General features: G+C 67.1%; 16 protein-coding genes. 5 read left to right on the top strand and 11 right to left on the bottom strand.

All coding sequences use genetic code 11. From position 1 onward, the window contains the following. Window positions 1-25: 25 nt before the first annotated feature. The 6 genes from F562_RS0115820 to dnaK all read right to left on the bottom strand — a co-directional run bounded on the left by F562_RS0115820 (window position 26) and on the right by dnaK (window position 7,467). Window positions 26-3,013, bottom strand: coding sequence for a S8 family peptidase (locus F562_RS0115820; RefSeq protein WP_018157949.1), 2,988 nt, complete (start codon window positions 3,011-3,013; stop codon window positions 26-28). A gap of 139 nt (window positions 3,014-3,152) precedes the next feature. Continuing rightward, window positions 3,153-3,428 (bottom strand): hypothetical protein, encoded by a 276-nt coding sequence (locus F562_RS0115815; protein WP_018157948.1) that lies wholly within the window; start codon window positions 3,426-3,428, stop codon window positions 3,153-3,155. A 33-nt stretch (window positions 3,429-3,461) separates the two neighbouring features. Beyond that, on the bottom strand, window positions 3,462-3,890 hold the full coding sequence (locus tag F562_RS0115810; RefSeq protein ID WP_018157947.1) for a heat shock protein transcriptional repressor HspR: 429 nt from the start codon (window positions 3,888-3,890) through the stop codon (window positions 3,462-3,464). Next, on the bottom strand, window positions 3,887-4,900 hold the full coding sequence (locus tag F562_RS0115805) for a DnaJ C-terminal domain-containing protein (protein WP_018157946.1): 1,014 nt from the start codon (window positions 4,898-4,900) through the stop codon (window positions 3,887-3,889). The genes F562_RS0115810 and F562_RS0115805 overlap by 4 nt, the downstream gene beginning before the upstream one ends. A 36-nt stretch (window positions 4,901-4,936) precedes the next feature. Next, complete coding sequence (locus F562_RS0115800) at window positions 4,937-5,584, bottom strand: nucleotide exchange factor GrpE (protein WP_018157945.1); 648 nt, start codon at window positions 5,582-5,584, stop codon at window positions 4,937-4,939. Beyond that, the gene (dnaK, locus tag F562_RS0115795; RefSeq protein ID WP_018157944.1) at window positions 5,581-7,467 is read right to left on the bottom strand and encodes a molecular chaperone DnaK; all 1,887 of its coding nucleotides are present in this window, start codon (window positions 7,465-7,467) and stop codon (window positions 5,581-5,583) included. The genes F562_RS0115800 and dnaK overlap by 4 nt, the downstream gene beginning before the upstream one ends. A gap of 257 nt (window positions 7,468-7,724) precedes the next feature. On the opposite strand from dnaK, the gene F562_RS0115790 reads away from it, so the two are divergent. The 5 genes from F562_RS0115790 to F562_RS0115770 all read left to right on the top strand — a co-directional run bounded on the left by F562_RS0115790 (window position 7,725) and on the right by F562_RS0115770 (window position 13,676). Continuing rightward, on the top strand, window positions 7,725-8,480 hold the full coding sequence (locus tag F562_RS0115790) for a TnsA-like heteromeric transposase endonuclease subunit (RefSeq protein WP_018157943.1): 756 nt from the start codon (window positions 7,725-7,727) through the stop codon (window positions 8,478-8,480). Continuing rightward, window positions 8,473-10,419 carry a DDE-type integrase/transposase/recombinase gene (locus F562_RS0115785; RefSeq protein WP_018157942.1) on the top strand — a complete coding sequence of 649 codons (1,947 nt, stop codon included), beginning with the start codon at window positions 8,473-8,475 and terminating at the stop codon, window positions 10,417-10,419. Before F562_RS0115790 ends, F562_RS0115785 begins: the two co-directional genes overlap by 8 nt. A 79-nt stretch (window positions 10,420-10,498) precedes the next feature. Next, complete coding sequence (locus F562_RS0115780; RefSeq protein ID WP_245553668.1) at window positions 10,499-11,482, top strand: AAA family ATPase; 984 nt, start codon at window positions 10,499-10,501, stop codon at window positions 11,480-11,482. Beyond that, the gene (locus F562_RS19590; protein WP_018157940.1) at window positions 11,451-13,208 is read left to right on the top strand and encodes a TniQ family protein; all 1,758 of its coding nucleotides are present in this window, start codon (window positions 11,451-11,453) and stop codon (window positions 13,206-13,208) included. Before F562_RS0115780 ends, F562_RS19590 begins: the two co-directional genes overlap by 32 nt. 102 nt (window positions 13,209-13,310) lie before the next feature. Further along, the gene (locus tag F562_RS0115770) at window positions 13,311-13,676 is read left to right on the top strand and encodes a hypothetical protein (protein WP_018157939.1); all 366 of its coding nucleotides are present in this window, start codon (window positions 13,311-13,313) and stop codon (window positions 13,674-13,676) included. Window positions 13,677-13,843: 167 nt separating this feature from the next. Here the strand turns inward: F562_RS0115770 and F562_RS19585 are convergent, their stop codons facing one another. From F562_RS19585 to F562_RS0115745, 5 genes are read right to left on the bottom strand one after another with little or no spacing between them, the layout of a single operon-like run. After that, window positions 13,844-14,320: a vitamin K epoxide reductase family protein gene (locus F562_RS19585; RefSeq protein WP_018157938.1), complete on the bottom strand. Its 477-nt coding sequence runs from the start codon at window positions 14,318-14,320 to the stop codon at window positions 13,844-13,846. After that, the gene (locus F562_RS19580) at window positions 14,317-15,087 is read right to left on the bottom strand and encodes a DsbA family protein (protein WP_018157937.1); all 771 of its coding nucleotides are present in this window, start codon (window positions 15,085-15,087) and stop codon (window positions 14,317-14,319) included. Before F562_RS19580 ends, F562_RS19585 begins: the two co-directional genes overlap by 4 nt. A gap of 26 nt (window positions 15,088-15,113) precedes the next feature. Continuing rightward, window positions 15,114-15,857, bottom strand: coding sequence for a cytochrome c biogenesis CcdA family protein (locus F562_RS0115755; RefSeq protein ID WP_018157936.1), 744 nt, complete (start codon window positions 15,855-15,857; stop codon window positions 15,114-15,116). Then, entirely contained in the window at window positions 15,847-16,479 is a 633-nt protein-coding gene (locus F562_RS0115750) for a TlpA family protein disulfide reductase (protein WP_245553667.1), read from the bottom strand. Before F562_RS0115750 ends, F562_RS0115755 begins: the two co-directional genes overlap by 11 nt. Then, the gene (locus tag F562_RS0115745) at window positions 16,476-16,937 is read right to left on the bottom strand and encodes a signal peptidase II (RefSeq protein ID WP_211206466.1); all 462 of its coding nucleotides are present in this window, start codon (window positions 16,935-16,937) and stop codon (window positions 16,476-16,478) included. The genes F562_RS0115750 and F562_RS0115745 overlap by 4 nt, the downstream gene beginning before the upstream one ends. Window positions 16,938-16,955: the final 18 nt, after the last annotated feature.

Here is a 16,955-nt window from a genome sequence, read left to right as displayed (position 1 = left end):
CCGACCAGCGCTGCGGTGGATCTGACTAGGACGAAGCCTTGGTGGTGTCGATTGACACCACCGTCTTCTTGTCCAGGTCAGGCGTTCCGTTGTCGTAGCGGATCACTCCGAGATAACGCTTACCGGCCTCAAGGCCAGACCACTTCGCCGTCATCGTGAACGGCTTCGCGAGTTTTGCCTGCAGTGCAGCGGGATCAACCGTGAGGTTGCCCGCCGCCTTTGGCATCACCAAGAAACTGTTCAGCCGGACCGGCATGCTCGCCGCACCGGAGAAGATCACGACCTCCGCCGTGTACGTACCGGCTTCAAGACCTTCGAACGTCATGGACTCATCCGCCGTGGCTCCGGCGCTTTCGGCCACAACCGCACCATCCTTCTTGAGCACGACGTCCAGGTCCGTGCCCTCCGCGTAATCCTCGTCGTAGGTGGCGAAACGCACGACCGAGGTGCCCTTCGGAACCTTGACCGTGAAGACAGCCGGCTTCGCGGTGGTCGCCTCCTTAGAGGTCACCGTGCTGGGAGTGAGGCCATGCACTGTGGTGTTGAGCGGGCCAGCGTATCCAGTCGTGACTTCCATCGCCCGCGAACCGGAGGTCGTCGTGCCGTTAATCGACAACGGCGCACGCACCGATAGCGGCTGAACCGCGATCGGGCTCTGGACGCTCTGGCCACGGTTGCCGTTCCACGTCAACTGGCCGAAGGCGTACTCGTCCAACGTCGCCGTGGTGCGACGCATCGTGACCTCGAACGAGCGAGACTGACCGGCCGGCACCTTCAGCGTGCGCGGGGTGACCGTCACGCTGACTCCAGCGGGAGCATCGACCTTGGCGGTGTAGGTGGCCGCCTTCTTCTCGACGTTGGTCACCGTGCGCTTGACCGTCTGACTATCCACGAGGTCGCCTACGGCGATGCTCGGGTAGTTGAGGTCACTCGAGTCGGTACTGCCGACGACGTCGCAGGTCTCTTCGCTGGTGACCAGCTGCAGCTGACCCAGCCCACAGGCGTACTTCAGCCAGTCGCTGTAGCCCGCGTCATAGACCAGACCCGGCTTGAAGGCTTTGCTGACCTGAACATGTCCGGCGCCATAGTCCAGCGGCGTGGCGTCTTTGTCACCGCGCTGGATCTGCTTGCCTTCGTTGTCCTTAGTGGTCGCCGTGGTCATCATGGCCGACTTCACCGCGGCGGGTGACCAGGTCGGGTTCTTCTGCATGACCATCGCCGCGATGCCCGCAATGTGCGGAGCCGACATTGAGGTGCCCGAGTAGGAACCGAACAGGTTGTCCGAGTTGCCCGGAGGAGCCACGCCGGCAATCACATTGGAGCCGGGCGCCGTGATGTCGGGCTTGAGCAGATCGCCGCCGCCAGCCAATGCCGGTCCATAAGAAGAGAAACCAGACATCGCCGGGGCGCGCACTGTGGACTCATCGGCCGCTGAGATCGCGGCAGTGGACTTCTTCTTGGACGCATACGCCTTGATGGGCTTGCCGTTGGCTGGCGTGACTTGAATCGTCGGGATGACGTGGTAATCGGCATCGAGCGATTCCGCGGGGTCGGTGTTGACGAGCACCATTCCGACGCCGCCTGCTGCGTTCACGGCGTCACTCTTGACGACGCGATCGTTGCCGCCTCGGGTGCACACCACGATCTTTCCCTTGACCTTGGCCGGGTCTAGGGCGGGCTGCGCGCCAGCCTTGTCGGGGTCCACGTCCGTCTGGCACTGGCTCGCCAAGAGCTCGGGCGCGCCTTTCACGGAAACGTCCTCGGCGTTCACGATGGGCGAGGACGGGACGGCCTTCCGGACGCCAACGCCTTCGTACTTCTTGCCGTTGCCAAGAGTGATCGTCTTCGCGGCACCTCGGTCGTGCGTCGAGGACGCCACGGTCGTGGTCCAGGGCGAGTTGTGCGCCACGCTCGACGGGCCGATATCGGTTCCGTCATTTCCGGCCGACGTCGCGACAAACACGCCGGCGTCAGCCGCACCGAGGAAGGCAAGTTCATCGGGGCTCACGACTGCGGTACGTGAACCCGAAACGGAATAGTTGATGACGTCAACGCCATCGCCGACCGCGGCGTCGATCGCGGACACCAGGTCAGCAGTCGCACCCGTACCCGCTTCGCCCCACAACGCCTTGTACGCGGCAATCCGCGCGTGCGGTGCGATGCCGGAGACCTTGCCGACTGTGTCGCCGTAAATCTCAGCCTTGACGTTCGCGTTTCCGCCAGAGGTGCTCGCGGTATGCGTGCCATGGCCACCGAAGTCACGCGGCGACGCGAAGTCTTCCGTCGGCACAGACCCGCTGGCCCTGAAGTAGCGCGCACCGATCAACTTGTTGTTGCACGTCACCTTGGGCGCCTCAACACCCGCGTCGCACGTGCCCTTCCACTTGCTGGCGATGGTCTCTGCTTCGGCTTTGGTCTGTCCCGTCGGCGCGAATGAAGGGTGGTCGGACCAGATTCCGGAGTCGACCACGCCGATGATCATGCCGCGCCCAGCGTTCTTAATGCCGCCGAATTCCTTGGCCCAGGTGCCCTTCTTCCCGGACAGGCCGAGGAAGTCTGGCGTAGTGGTGGTGTCTTGGTGCCGGACCTCGTCTTTCCAGACGCGTACGACGCTGGAGGACTTGCGCAGCGCCGCGACCTGCTCTTGGGTCAACTTGGCAGCAAATCCGTTGAACGTCACCTTGTAGTCATGTGTGACGGCATCGGTAGAGACGCCGACCGATGACAACACCTTGTTCTTCTTGACCTTCAGGGCCGCGCCGTATTCCTTCGCCGCCGCTGAACTGCGGTTGACCTTCTTGCCCTTTGCGGGCTTGGTGCGCTTGATGCTGGAGCTACCGTTGTAACTCGCGATCGGCGCGCCCGTGACCTGGACGATGTAGCGGCCCTTAGGGCCAGAGGACGATGGATCAGCTGAGGCTAGTGGCGGAGCCGTGGCCAGTGGGGCTACCACCAGCGCGCTCGTTGCCACCCCAACCCACAGGGCGGTACCGCGCCTGACGCGAACGGTCATAAGTGAAAATCTCCTCGCAGACAACCGGCCGCCGGGCGACGGCCTCCGCAAAGATATTCGGTGACGCACCTCACATATGTGAATGAGCGCTAATTTTCTCGCAACTTGCCGGTTCCCGGCCGGGCTTGCCTATCGCGGTTTACGAGGTGGGAGAGACGTCCTCGTCCAGCCAGCCGCCGTGCTCCTGCGCCAGCGCGGTGAACCGATCCGTCAAGGCGCGAGCCGGCGCGCTCGTCGGGTCATCGAGGGTCTCGATCCGGACATAGACCGCCCAGTCGTGGTCCTCGGAGTCGTCCTCGCCAGCGAGCGCTTCGCGAATGACCCGGACCTCAGCGAAGTCGGTTTCTTCGCGCAAGTCGTGTGCCACCGTCTCGGCGTCAGCACGGTCGGGAAACACCAACAGGTAATGAACCACGGTGCCATAATTCCACCCGATCGCCGGGCGGCGTCATCTGACGCGCGGGCGCCACACCACCAATGAACTTCCCACCCGGCGCTCCGGACGTTCGCCAGGTCGAAGCGCGACGATCTGACCATCGGGCGAGGCCGCGAAAACCCTGGCACCTGACTGTTGCTCCAGACGGCTAACCTGCTCGGTCAGCTCGGCGATACGTGACCGCAGAGCGGCGACCTGATTCTCCAACTCGAGCACCCGCTGGATTCCCTCCAGGCTCACGCCGTCCTGGGACATCTCTTGGACGCGGCGCAACATCGCAACATCAGACGCGGAATAACGCCGGCCACCCCCACCCGTGCGGGAGGGGGTGACCAGGCCGAGGCGGTCGTACTGACGCAGGGTTTGCGCGTGCATCCCCGCCAGTTCGGCCGCGACAGAGATGACATAGACCGGAGTCTTGTCATCAGTGAGGCGGTTCATGTCGAAGCCTTTGCCACGACGTCGGCGCGCGGGTCGGTGTCGCCTTCCTGATCGCGCAACGCCTCGACGGCGGCCTTAGCCTCGTCGGTAAGCCGCTGCGGAACGATGACCTGCACCCTGGCGAGAAGGTCGCCAGTTGCCTTGGTGCTTTTGACTCCTCGGCCTTTGATGCGCAATGTCCGCCCGCTGGGGGTGCCAGCAGCCACGCGTACCTTGACCGGGTTTCCGTCCAAGGTGGGCACCTCGACCGTCGCGCCCAACGCGGCCTCGGCGAAGGTGATGGGCAGATCAATCGTGAGGTTGTTGCCGTCCCGGCCAAACACCGGGTGCGGCTCGACCGCGACCTGCAACATGAGGTCGCCTGCGGATGCGCCAGGCTCCCCCGGCTCACCTTTGCCGCGCAATCGAATCTTCTGACCGTCCTTGACCCCAGCAGGGATTCGGGCGGTCACGGTCTCTCCGCCCGCAGCGCGCAGCGTGATGGTGTCGCCGGTGACCGCCTGACGGAACGTCAACGACGTTCGTGCCTCAACATCGCGACCACGCCGAGGTCCGGCTGGTGCGCCATAGTCGGCATACGAACGGCCGAAGGGGCTGCCGCCACCTTGCATTCCGCCCAGGATGTCTTCCAGATTGATCCCTTGGCCGCCGCCCTGAGAGAACCTCATCTGAGGTCCGCCCTGACCACCTTGGCCGCCAGCGAAAGCGCTGAAGATGTCGTCGAAGCCCCCGGCGCCGCCGCCGGGACCACCCGCCGTGAAGCGGGCGCCCCCGTGCGCCATCTGTCGGACTGCGTCGTATTCCTGACGCTGTTCGGCATCGGACAACACGGCGTTGGCCTCGCCGATCTCCTTGAACCGCTTCTCGGCAGCCTCATCACCGGGGTTCTGGTCGGGGTGCCATTGGCGCGCCAACTTGCGGTAGGCCTTCTTGATGTCGCCCTCCGAGGCGTCCTTGGAGACGCCAAGGATTGCGTAGAAGTCCTTCTCGAACCAGTCCTGACTTGCCATCACACCTCCTTAGTGAACTCGTTGCTAGTCAAGCGATCACACCGGGTCAGCGACGCTGACGCGGGCCGCGCGGACAACCCGGTCACCGATCTTGAACCCTGGCTGGATGACCTGTACCACCGTGGTGCCTTCGGAGCCCTCGGGCACCTCGGCTTCCACGTGCATGAGCGCTTCGTGCAGCGAGGGGTCGAACGGATCGCCTACGGCACCAATCGTTTCGACGCCGTAGCGGCCAAGGATCGCCTCTAGTTTGTCGGCGATCTTCTCGAAAGGGGTGCCCGCCAACTCGCCGTGCTCACGTGCGTAGTGCACGTCGTCCAGGACAGGGAGCAACGACTCAACGACCGACCCGATGCTCGCCTCACGGTCCTTGGACCGTTCACGTTTGAAACGCTCGCGCTCGTTGTGCCGCGCGGCCTTCTCGCGCAAAAGCTCATCTTGCAACTCAGCGGCGAGCGGGCCCTCCGCTTCGGTTTCACCTTCGGGCAAGCCCGGGTCAGCGGCGACGTCGTCCGTCTCGGTCTCGAGCTTGGGTTCGGAGGTCGCCTCGGTCGCTTCGCTACTTGCCGACGGCGTACGCACCTCCCCGGTCTCCGGGTCGATCCGACGTCGGTCACGGATGATCGTGGGCTCCTCCCCTGCCGGCTCCTGCGAGCCGGCAGGGGTGGGGTTGACGTCTGTCACTTGGTCCCCTTGGAGTCCTCGTCGCTCTCGTCGACCACTTCGGCGTCGACGACATCGTCATCGGTCGACTCCGAGCCAGTCTCGCCCGCCTGATCGGCGCCTGGCGTAGCATCGGCGTTCTCGGCCTGGGCATAGACCGCAGCACCCATCTTCTGCGAAGCATCAGACAGGGTCTTGGACTTGGTCTCGATGTCCGCGGCCGGAGTGGCCTCGTCCTTGAGCGCGTCCTTGAGGTCGGTCAGTGCGGCCTCAACCTCGGTCTTGTTCTCGCCCGGCACCTTGTCGCCACTGTCGCCAAGGAACTTCTCGGTCGAGTAGACCAGCTGCTCCGCGGTGTTGCGGCCCTCGGTCTCCTCACGGCGCTTCTTGTCCTCAGCCGCGTGCTCCTCGGCCTCCTTCACCATGCGCTCGATGTCTTCCTTGGGCAGAGCCGAGCCGCCAGTGATCTGGATCGAGGCTTCCTTGTTGGTGCCGCGGTCCTTGGCCGAAACGTGCACGATGCCGTTGGCGTCGATGTCGAAGGTGACTTCAATCTGCGGTACGCCGCGGGGTGCCGGGGCGATGCCGGAGAGTTCGAAGTCGCCGAGCAACTTGTTCATCTTGGCGATGTCGCGCTCACCCTGGAAGACCTGGATGTCGACCGACGGCTGGTTGTCCTCAGCCGTGGAGAAGACCTCCGAGCGCTTGGTCGGGATCGCGGTGTTGCGCTCGATGAGCTTGGTGAAGATGCCGCCCTTGGTCTCGATACCCAGCGACAGCGGGGTGACATCGATGAGCAGGACGTCCTTCTTTTCGCCCTTGAGCACGCCAGCCTGCAGCGCCGCGCCGACCGCGACGACCTCGTCGGGGTTAACGCCCTTGTTGGGCTCCTTGCCACCGGTCAGTTCCTTGACGACCGCCGTCACGGCGGGCATCCGGGTCGAGCCACCAACCAGCACGATGTGGTCGATGTCGCCGACCTTGACCCCGGCGTCCTTGATGACGTTCTCAAAGGGCTTCTTGGTGCGCTCGAGCAGGCTCGCGGTGAGCTTCTCGAACTGTGCGCGGGTGATGGTCTCGTCCAGGTGGATCGGGCCGTTCTCGCCCATCGACAGGTACTGCATCGACACATTCGCCGAGGTCGAGGAGGAGAGTTCCTTCTTGGCCTGCTCCGCCGCGTCCTGCAGACGCTGCATCGCGATCTTGTCCTTGGACAAGTCCACACCGGAGGTGTTCTTCACGGTTGTGAGCAGGTGCTCCACGATCGCGTGGTCCCAGTCGTCACCGCCGAGCTTGTTGTCACCGCTGGTGGCGCGAACCTGAATGGTCGCGAAGCCGTCGTCGGCGTCCTTGCCAACCTCGAGCAGGGAGACGTCAAACGTGCCGCCACCGAGGTCGAAGACCAGGATGAGCTCGTCTTCCTTGCCCTTGTCGAGGCCGTATGCGAGCGCCGCCGCCGTCGGCTCGTTGATGATGCGCAGCACGTTGAGGCCCGCGATTTCTCCGGCCTCCTTGGTGGCCTGGCGCTCGGCGTCGTCGAAGTAGGCCGGCACCGTGATGACGGCGTCGGTGACGTCCTCGCCCAGGAAGGACTCGGCGTCGCGCTTGAGCTTCTGAAGGGTGCGCGCGCTGATCTCCTGCGCGGTGTATTTGCGATCGTCGATCTCTTGGCTCCAGTCGGTGCCGATGTGGCGCTTGACTGAGCGGATCGTCCGGTCGACGTTGGTGACGGCCTGGCGCTTAGCCAACTCGCCGACCAGCACATCGCCCGTCTTGGAGAACGCGACGACCGAAGGCGTCGTACGCCCGCCCTCGGCGTTCGCGATGATTTCCGAGTCGTCGCCGTCGAGGAAAGCGACAGCTGAGTTCGTGGTGCCGAGATCGATGCCTACCGCACGTCCCATGAATGGATCTCCTTGTTGCTCTGGGTCAGATTGACTGCATCAGACTCAACTCTGTCTCGGCGGTACTTGTCAAACCAAGACTCGGTTAAGTTGCGCTTACCAGACTCAACTACACGGAGTGCGGAATTGTTCCCAACCCGCCGCGCTCACCGAGCCTGGTCCGATGTAGGTGGCCAAATAACTTGTCGGTTGGCCAATAACTTGTCGGTTGCGTGTCGGTTGGCCACTAAGTTGTCGTCTGAGGGCATGCTCAGGGTGTGAGCGCGGCGGACTTGCTCGACGTGGGGTTGCGGTTCGCTGACGCGTCGGGCGAGTGGGTGTCGACCACGCTGGGCGAGGTCGGCGTTGAGCCTCTGCTGACCGCCGCGCCGGCGCGGGGCCTTCGGTCGCGGGTGGGGCAGCGAAACTACTGCGGTTGGCATTGGTCCTCGACGACTGGCTCGCATGTTGGGTACGAGAGCCTGTTGGAGCGTGACCGGCTGTGGATGGCCGACTTCGATCCGTGGGTGCACGGGATTGTGAGTCAGCCGTTCTGGTTGACCGGGCGCGATGGCCGTGAGATCCGACGGCACGCCCCTGATTTCTTTTTTGCCGGGGCCGAGCAGGAGGTCGTGGTCGTCGATGTGAAGCCGGCGGACCTCCTGGACAAGCCCGAGGTCGCCGAGGTGTTCGCGTGGACGGGTCGACTGTGCGCGGCGCGGGGCTGGCGTTACGAGGTGTGGTCTGGTGTCGACCCCACGGTGCTGCGGAATGTCCGGTACGTGGGTGCTGGTCGGCGGCGCGAGTTCGTGCCAGAGGCAACGCTCGCCGCGGCCATGACGGTGCGAGCGGCCGGGCGCGTATTGGGCGAGGTCGAGGCTGAGGTGCTCGCCTTGGGCCACGATGCCAAGGCGGTACGGCTGGCCGCGCTGGCGATGATCTGGCATAGGGACTGGGTGATCGACATGACTGTGCCGCTGTCCAGCGGCTCGGTGGTGCGGGACGCCGCGCGCTGTGAGGTGTCGGGTGTCTGAGAAGGTCCGGCTGCGCGTTGGCGACGCGGTGTGGTGGGACGGCGCGAGCTGGGACCTCGAAGCGTTGACGGGTCCGTCGGCGCGGCTGCGGCGGGGCGACCAGGTGTGTGTGGTGTCGATCGACTCGTTGCACACAGCAGCCAGTCCGGATGCGCAGCAGAGCGCCTCGGACGAGACGGGCGACGTACTGACGAGTGTGCGGTTGGCCTCGTTGACCCCTCGTGCGCGGGCACGGCTGGAGCAGGACGTCGCGGTGATGGTCGAGCTGATGGAGCCCGATCCTGATGTCGCGCTGAGCGACCGCCTGAGGGTCAAGGCATCTGAGCTCGGCGTCTCTGTCCGCACCCTGGAGCGACGCCTTTCACGCTATGAGCGTGAGGGGCCGGCTGGGTTGATCGACTCCCGGATGTTGCAGCCCGGGAGACGTGCTGTCGATCCTCGCTGGGACGAGGTGTGCCGGCAGGTGCTTACGGAGTACACGGACGCGTCGAACCCGACGCGAGGTGCGGTGATCGCCAGGACCAACCAGGTGTTCCTGGAGGAGGTCCCCGATGGTGTGCTGCCCTCGGAGCGGACCGCGCGTCGGCGCGTCAATGAGCTGGACAAGGGGCGGTACACCTTTGGCGCCGCCAAGCAGCGTCGGTCGGTCGCGCAGCGGCCGCAGGGAGTGTTTGGGCGGCTGCAGGCGGATCGGCCGGGCGAGTTCTTGGTCATGGACAGCACTCGGCTGGATGTTTTCGCGATGGAGCCGATCACGTTGCGGTGGGTCAATCTCGATCTGACGGTGGCGATGGACCTGCAGAACCGGCGCATCACCGGGCTGTCGCTGCGGCCTGTGGCGGCGAGGTCGAGCGACGTCGCGGGCGTGCTGTACCAGACCATGACACCGCAACGTTGGGGCTCGGGCGCCAGTGCGGATGACCAGCCGCCGATGGTCCCTGACTCGATCGTCGTCGACCACGGCAAGGTGTATCTGTCCGAGCATGTCGCGTCGATCTGCCGCCGGTTCGGGATCAGCATCCAGCCGGCGATCCCGGGCAAGCCGACGGACAAGCCCACGGTGGAGAGGTTCTTCAAGACGCTTCGGCAGCAGCTGCTCGCCCGGCTTCCTGCGTACAAGGGCCCGGACGTGTTCTCCCGCGGCAAGGACGTCGAGGGCCAGGCGTTCTTGTACGTGTCCGAGCTGGAGCAGATCCTGCGGGAGTGGGTCGGGATCTACCACCACACTCCGCACGCGGGCCTGGTCGACGCGCGACTCCCTCAGGTGCCGTTGAGCCCGGCGGAGATGTTTGCTCGTGGCGTGGCGCAGGCGGGGTGTCACCAGCTGCCTGTGGGTGAGGACCTGGTGCGTGAGCTGCTGCAGGTGGAGTGGCGCACCATCCAGCACTACGGGATCGAGATCCGCGGGAAGCGGTACAACGGGGCTGGGCTGAATCGGTACCGCGGACGCCGCTCGTCGTTCGGTGGGGCGCATGGTGGCAAGTGGCCGTTCATGGTCGATGCCGACGACGTCCGCTGGGTGTACTTCAAGGATCCGGATGAGGGGGTCTGGCACCGATTGGAGTGGGAGCACGCGACCGGCCTGGATGCGCCCTTCTCCGAGGACGCGGCCGCGTACACGCGCCGGTTGAGTGTTGAGGAGAAGCGGTTCGTCGACCCCTCAGATGCGGTGGCGCAGCTGTTGAGCGACTGGTCCAAGCAGCAGGTCACCAACCGGCGCGACCGGAATCTGGCGGTGCGGTTGAGCGCGCAGCGAGCACATCGCGACCTTGAGGAAGGCGAGGAACCGCGCGACGCCGCGTCCGATGTCGGTGTGATCGACCTGCTGCAGCACCGGGCTCGGCGCGCGGGCCCGGCGTTGACGGGCGACCCGGACGATGTGTTCGACGCGTACTACGCCGAACACCCCGACGGCGGGTTGGAGGTGTTCGACGATTAGCAATCCCTGGGCTACCTGGCTGGGCGCACACGCGCCCAAGGCGTACAGCCTGTCCCGCAAGCAGGGCTGGGCCCGGTTTGTGCAGACCGCGCCCCGGCCTCGCTTCGAGGTGCTGTCGCGGACGGCGATGGACGCCCTGTCCCAGGAAGAGCTGGAGGACTACAACGAGGCGCGGATGGTGTGGAACGCGAACCTTCCGACGGTGCGCACCCAGCAGCTGGAGGCGACGTACCGGGTCATCGATCAAGTCATGGCGTCTGGGCGTCGTGACGCCTCCAGCCTGCGTGGCATGGTCGTGGTGGACGCCCACCCGGGCTTGGGCAAGACGACCGCAGCGCCCCGGTACGGGCGCGACTTCCAGCGGCGCGAGTTGCGCCGGTACGGGCTGGAGACCGACGAAGGCCATCAGCGCCTCCCAGTGGCATTCGTGCCACTGTCCGCGGGCATGACGCTGAAGAGCCTGAACAAGAAGTTGCTGGAGTTCTACGGGCACCCCGCCGCATCCAAGTCCACGCGGGCCGAGCTCGGCTCGCTGGCGGTGGATTGCGTCCTCAGCTGCGAGACCCGACTGATCATCGTGGACGACCTGCACTTCGTGAACTTTCGCCATCGTGACGGCACCGAGGTCAGCAATCACCTGAAGTGGCTTGCCAACGAGATGCCGGTCACGTTCGTCTACGTCGGTGTCGGGTTGCTTGAGCGGAGCTTCTTCGACGAGGGCATGGATGGCACGGACGCCGCGCTGGCGCAGACGGGTCGCCGCGCGACGCGCTGCCCGGTGGTCCCGTTCACGATCAAGTCCACGAACGGCTTCCGTGCCTGGGCCGAGCTGTTGGAGGCATTCGAGAAGCACCTCATGCTGGCCCGGGCCCACCCGGGCATGCTCAGTGAGCACGCGAAGCTGCTGCACCGCCGCACCCAGGGGCGGATCGGGTCGCTGACCGGTCTGCTGGACCGGGCCTGTTACGTGGCGATCACCTCGGGCACCGAGCGATTGACCGAGCAGATCCTGACCGACGTCCCGATCGACAATGCCGCCGACGCCGGCGAACGCACCGCGTAGCAGCGCCGGTGCGTCGAGGTCGGCGCAGCGCCGTCGTCTGTCCGCGATCCCCGGCGGGGACATCAGCCGGTTGCCGGTTGCGGTCCGTCCCCTTGAGGACGAGCCGGCCACGAGCTGGGCGGTCCGGCTCGCGCACCGCTACGGGTTGTCGGTGCGGGCGATGTTCGACTCGATGCAGGTGCCGGTCAGCTCCTGGACTCCGGCGAACTTCGCCGCGGCGCTGGCGCCGCACCATCAGCGGCTCCTTGACGCGCTCGGCATGCCCGACGGGCCGTTGCTGCGCCCGGCCCAGGAGGCGATCGCGGTCTCGGCGCTGGTCGAGGACTGGTTCGAAAGGTACCGCCCGCGCCAGACGCGCGAGCCGCTCGGGACGCGGTACTGCCCGCGCTGCCTCGCCGACCGGGGCGGCGGCTGGAAGCAGCTGTGGCAGCAGCCGTTGTCGATGATCTGCATCGAGCACGGCATCCCGCTCAACAGCCTGTGCCCCAAGTGCGCCTGGCAGCCCTGGACCAGCGGCGCGTGGTTGGCCAGCGACCGGCCCGCGTGGGAGTGCACGAGGCCGTTGCGCGGCGTCCAAGCTGGCCACCGGCGCAGGATCCCCCGGTGCGGGCAGGACCTGCGCGAGGCGGAGGTCGTCGAGCCCTCACGCGTGGACCGGTTGGTCCGAGTCCAAAGCCTTCTCTACGACATCGCGGTGATCGGCCACACCCGGCCGGCCGAGCGCCACCGGTTCCTCGGGCAAGAATTCACCTACCGGGACGCGTTCTTCGCGGTCCTGGAGTTGTTGGACGCCAGCAGCACCGATGGTGCCAAGCCGTTCTCGTTGAAGCCCGACCCCATCGAGCAGCTGCGGTTGGTCCTTCCACGGCTGACGCTCCTGCTCGAGGGTGATGTCTCGGTCGCGGCGCCCAAGCTCGCCGAGCTGATCACTCCCGGCGGGCGGCATGCCCCGCAGTACGTGGTCCGCAACCTGCGGCACCACGAGCACAACCCGCTGCTGGCGTACGTCGTGCTCTCGACCACAGGCCCCACGATGTCGCCCACCCTGCAGCTGACCTTCCGTACCGCGAACGCCCGTCCTCGGTACCCGCACACCGCGCAGCGCGACCCCGCGCACCCGCTGACCGCCCGTGACGGGGAGCTGCCGTTGTCCGCGATTCCGCAACGGCTGTGGGCCGGCGCGGTCCCGGATCACCTCAGCGAGGGTCGCGACGCGGCCGCGGTCAACGCGATGCTGCTGGCCCGGATCGGGACCGTGCGGACCTGGCAGCACATCGCCGTCGCTCTCGGACTGCCGTTCACGTTTCGCAGCCGACCTCCAGCACGTCTCACGCGGCTTCGACGCACCAACCAGTGGCCGCAGCTGCTCACGGCACTGGACGACCTCGCCACCCGGCTCGAAGCCGACCCGCCCCCGATCGACTACCAGCAGCGACGCCTGGTCTGCGCCGACCCTGACCTCCTGCTGCGACTGATACCGCGCGCCCTCACCGGACCGGCCGACCAGGAGCCGACGCGGACGCTGCGCCAATGGGCACAGCTGTTCTGGCGCGTGTACACCAACGGAGACCTGCAGCTAGCCCCGAAGCCGCTGCGCACAGGCGTGAAAACCCGAGCGCTGACGATGGGCGACACGGACATCGACACCCTCCAGCACATCCGCTGGCTGATCGAGCACACCCTCGCCGTCGACGACGACGGCCCCCTCACCTGGATCCCGCCTTGAAGCACCCACGACCCGGTCCGCAGGCACACCACTCACCCGCGGTGGGGCACCCCACCGGCTATCGATGTCGCCGCGAGCCAGCGGCTGGACGCGCTGACGGCCGTGCTGCTGGCGTGCGAGGACGACCTCACCGACGAGGAAGCCGCGGTGTGGTTCCGCACCTATTACGACCGCCGCCTCGGTCTGGCATTCCATCGCCATGAGGACGTCTGGCTGCGCCAGCTCACCCAGGCGCGCGACAGCGTCCTGCGCCCGCGCCTCGACCCCGTCCCCTACGACGCGCCGCACTTCGTCGCCGCGGCGTTGCGACACACGGCCCGGGGTTGTGTGACCGCGCGTTCGAGCTGGCGGATCACCCCGGTGACGTGGCAGTCGGTCGGCGCCCCCGCAACCGCCACACGCGGCACGTTTCGTGACCCGCTACTCGCCCAGCGCCTCGCGATGATGGCCGCACAAGTCCGGCCATGACGCATCACACGCACGCGCCGACCCTTGCCTGAGACGAATCAGATGTCGGGTCTGGGGCAAGGTACTGAGCCCGTGCCTGCCGCGCTGGTCGCCAAGAGCTCTCGGCCTAGTTCCCCGTCGGCTCGCAGCGCGACCTGCGGCCGTGCAGCGCGTGGGCTGACGGCGGTTCAGGTGTCGTCCGCGCGCACTCTCATGGTCGGCCAGACGGTGACGACCAGGCTCGCGACGGCGGCCCAGACGAGCATGCAGTAGGGGCACAGTGCTCCGATCACGGCGATGCTCTGGTAGGCCAACCACAGCACGAGCAGCAACGCCATCGCGATCCCGGCGCTCAACCCCCGCCAGAACCAGGGTGCGAAGCGGGCACCGGCCAGGGCCGCGGCCCCGATGGTGACGACGACGGTGAATCCCACCAGGCCCAGGTAGGGGTTGGGGAACCCGAACAGCGCGGCCTGGTCGGACTGCATGATCTGGGTGCAGTTGAGGGTCTCGTTCACGCTGCAGCTGGGGACGTAGAACGGGTTCTTCAGCAGCTGGTACTTCTCGACCGCCAGGACCGCGGAGGCGGTGAGCCCGACCAGGCCGGCCAGGGTGAGCACCCACGACCGCCGCCGGGTGAGCCCGGTCCCGGGCGGGGTACTCACCCCGCGGCCTTGCGGACGGCGCGCCGGATGTCGTCGGGGCTCTTGGGCTTGAACGGTTTGCCGTTGAGGAAGAAGCTGGGCGTGCCTTGCAGCTTCAGCGCGGCAGCGTCCGCGGCGTCCAGCGCGACCCGGCGGGCGACGCCGGTGGAGGCGCGGTCTCGTTCCCAACGCTTCATGTCCACCCCGGCGGCCGTGGCCAGCTTCCGTAGGACCGCATCGACCGGTCCCTGCTGCTCGGCCCATTCCTGCTGGTTTCGGAACAGCTGCTGGTACATAGGCTCCAGACGTCCTTGCCGCGCGGCGGCCTCGGCGGCCCGCGCGGCGGGCTGGGAGTTGCGGTGCCCGGCGAGCGGGAAGTAGCGGATGGCGTACGTCAGGTCGCCGCGCAGCTCGCGCCGCAGCTGTTCCATCACGGGGAAGATCCCGCCGCAGGCCTCGCACTCGAAGTCGAGGAACTCCACCAGGACGGCCTTGGTCCCGGCCGCGTCCAGCAGGTGGCTGCTGGGCCGCAGCCACCGCCCGTAGGTAAGCCCGCTCGGGTGGGTCAGTGGTGTCCGCTCCCGCTCGGCACGCGCGGTCGAACCCGACGGGCCGGGCTTGTCGGCGGAACCGCATCCCGCGACCAATGGTGCACCGACCGCGACGGCCGCGGTCACCAGGCCGCGCCGCGTCAGCCCCGCAGGGGGTGACCCGGTGTCGCCGGTCGGATCTGTCGGTGAGTTGGGGCTGGTCGGGTCGGTGGGCAGGACGTGTAGTCGGGTTCGCACGGTGGCCTCCTCGTGAGGGCGGGTGTTCACAGGGCTGGGGTGAAGGTGGAGACCAGGTTCGCCTGGATCCAGAGCATGGCGTGCTGCCAGAGCCCGGTCACCATGAGCAGTCCGATGGTCAGCATCACGGTCGCGCCGAAGATCTGGATCGGGCGGTGGTGCTGTCGTAGCCATCGGGATGCGCGTTCGGCTCGGGCCCATCCGGCGGCGATGAGCAGGAACGGTAGTCCCATGCCGAGGCTGTACCCGATGGCCAGGAGCACTCCGCGCGCGAGCGGGGTGCCGTCCCCGTTGAGTGGTGATGCCGCGACCTGGATCGCTGCGTAGACCGGCCCGACGCATGGGCTCATGCTGATCCCGAAGATGACACCGAGCACGGGTGCGCCGAGCAGGCCGGTGGCTGGCCGCCAGCGGACGTTGAGGCCTCGCTGGCGGAGGAACCCGAGGTAGACGGCCGCCAGCAGGATGAGGATGACCCCGCCGGTACGCATGAGTGTGGTGCGGTGCCCGTTGACGAGCTGTACGACGGTGTTGAGTGCGACGGAGAGGCTGACGAAGACCAGCGAGAAGCCGAGCACGAACAGTAGTGCTCCCCAGACGATCCGCGCGCGCTGTGCCTGCCCGGCCAGCCCGGACACGTAGCCGAGGAACCCCGGTACCAGCGGCAGCACGCATGGGGACGCGCACGAGACCACTCCGGCGGTGAACGCGAGAAGGACGGCCAGGGGCAACGCGCCGGTGGCGACCAGGTCAGCGGGATCAGCGAGCACGTGGCGGCCTTTCGGCGAGGATCTGGTCGACGAGGCCGCGGAAGGTGGCGGCGGTGGAGCCGCCGGACACCCGGGCTGCGATCCTGCCGTCGCGGTCGAACACGAGGGTGGTCGGCACGGTCACGACCTTTCCTTGGAGGTTCAGCAGGGACCTGCCGCCGTCGTCGCGCAGCGAGGGGTAGGTGATCTTGAACTTGGCGAGGGTTGAGCGGGCCGAGGCGACCGAGTCCTTTTGCAGGAGTCCGATGAACCGCACGGGCTTTCCGGCGGCCTGGTACTTGGCCCACGCGTCCTGCAGGTGGGGCAGCTCGGTCTGGCACGGCGGGCACCATGAGCCCCACACGTTCAGCAGAACGACTCGGCCCCGCTGGGAGGACAACGCCCACGGGGTCCCGTTCAGGGTGGTGCCGGTCAGGGTGACCGGGCCAGCGCGCCGGGCTGGGGCAAGGATCTCGATCTGTCCGTCGCCGGCGATGTAGCCCTTCTCCTCACCCTCGCGTGCCTGCTTCCGGATCGCCGAGGACTCGTTGCCGCACCCTGCGGTACCGCCGGCCAGTGCGGCGGCGGCCAGGCCCAGGACGGTGCGCCGGGCCGGTCCGCCGGCCATCACGCCCCGGCTCACGGCGTCTGCTGCACGGGCTGGTCCCTGGCCGCGGCGATCGCCACGGCGGCCGCGCCGCAGCAGATCAGCACGTCGGGAAGGTTGAACGTCGGGAACCAACCGGTGTGCAGGTAGTCCGTCACCACACCGTCGGCGGCCCGGTCGATCAGGTTGGCGAGGGCACCGCCCAGGAGCGCGACCAGACCGATCCGGGTGACTGGCGAGGGAGCTGACGCAGCCCTCCACGCCACCCCGGCCAGCCCCGCGATGAGTGCTGCGGTGATGGCCAGCACCACCCCGCCGGGCAGGGCGCCGCCGAGGCCGAACGCCACCCCGGGGTTGAACCCCAGGCGCAGCTCGATCACGCCAAGGTCGACCGCGGAGCCCGACAGCTCGCGCTTGGCCAGCTCCCCCAGGGCCAGGGCGGCCGCGACCAGGAACAGCACCGTGACAGCCATCACCGACCGGGTGCGCGTCACGGGCGGCCGGCTCTGGTG

The sequence above is a fragment of the Demetria terragena DSM 11295 genome, assembly GCF_000376825.1.
Taxonomy (GTDB): Bacteria; Actinomycetota; Actinomycetes; order Actinomycetales; family Dermatophilaceae; genus Demetria; species Demetria terragena.
The sequence above is the reverse complement of the archived record's forward strand: the minus strand, read 5'-3'. Positions and strand labels throughout refer to the sequence as shown.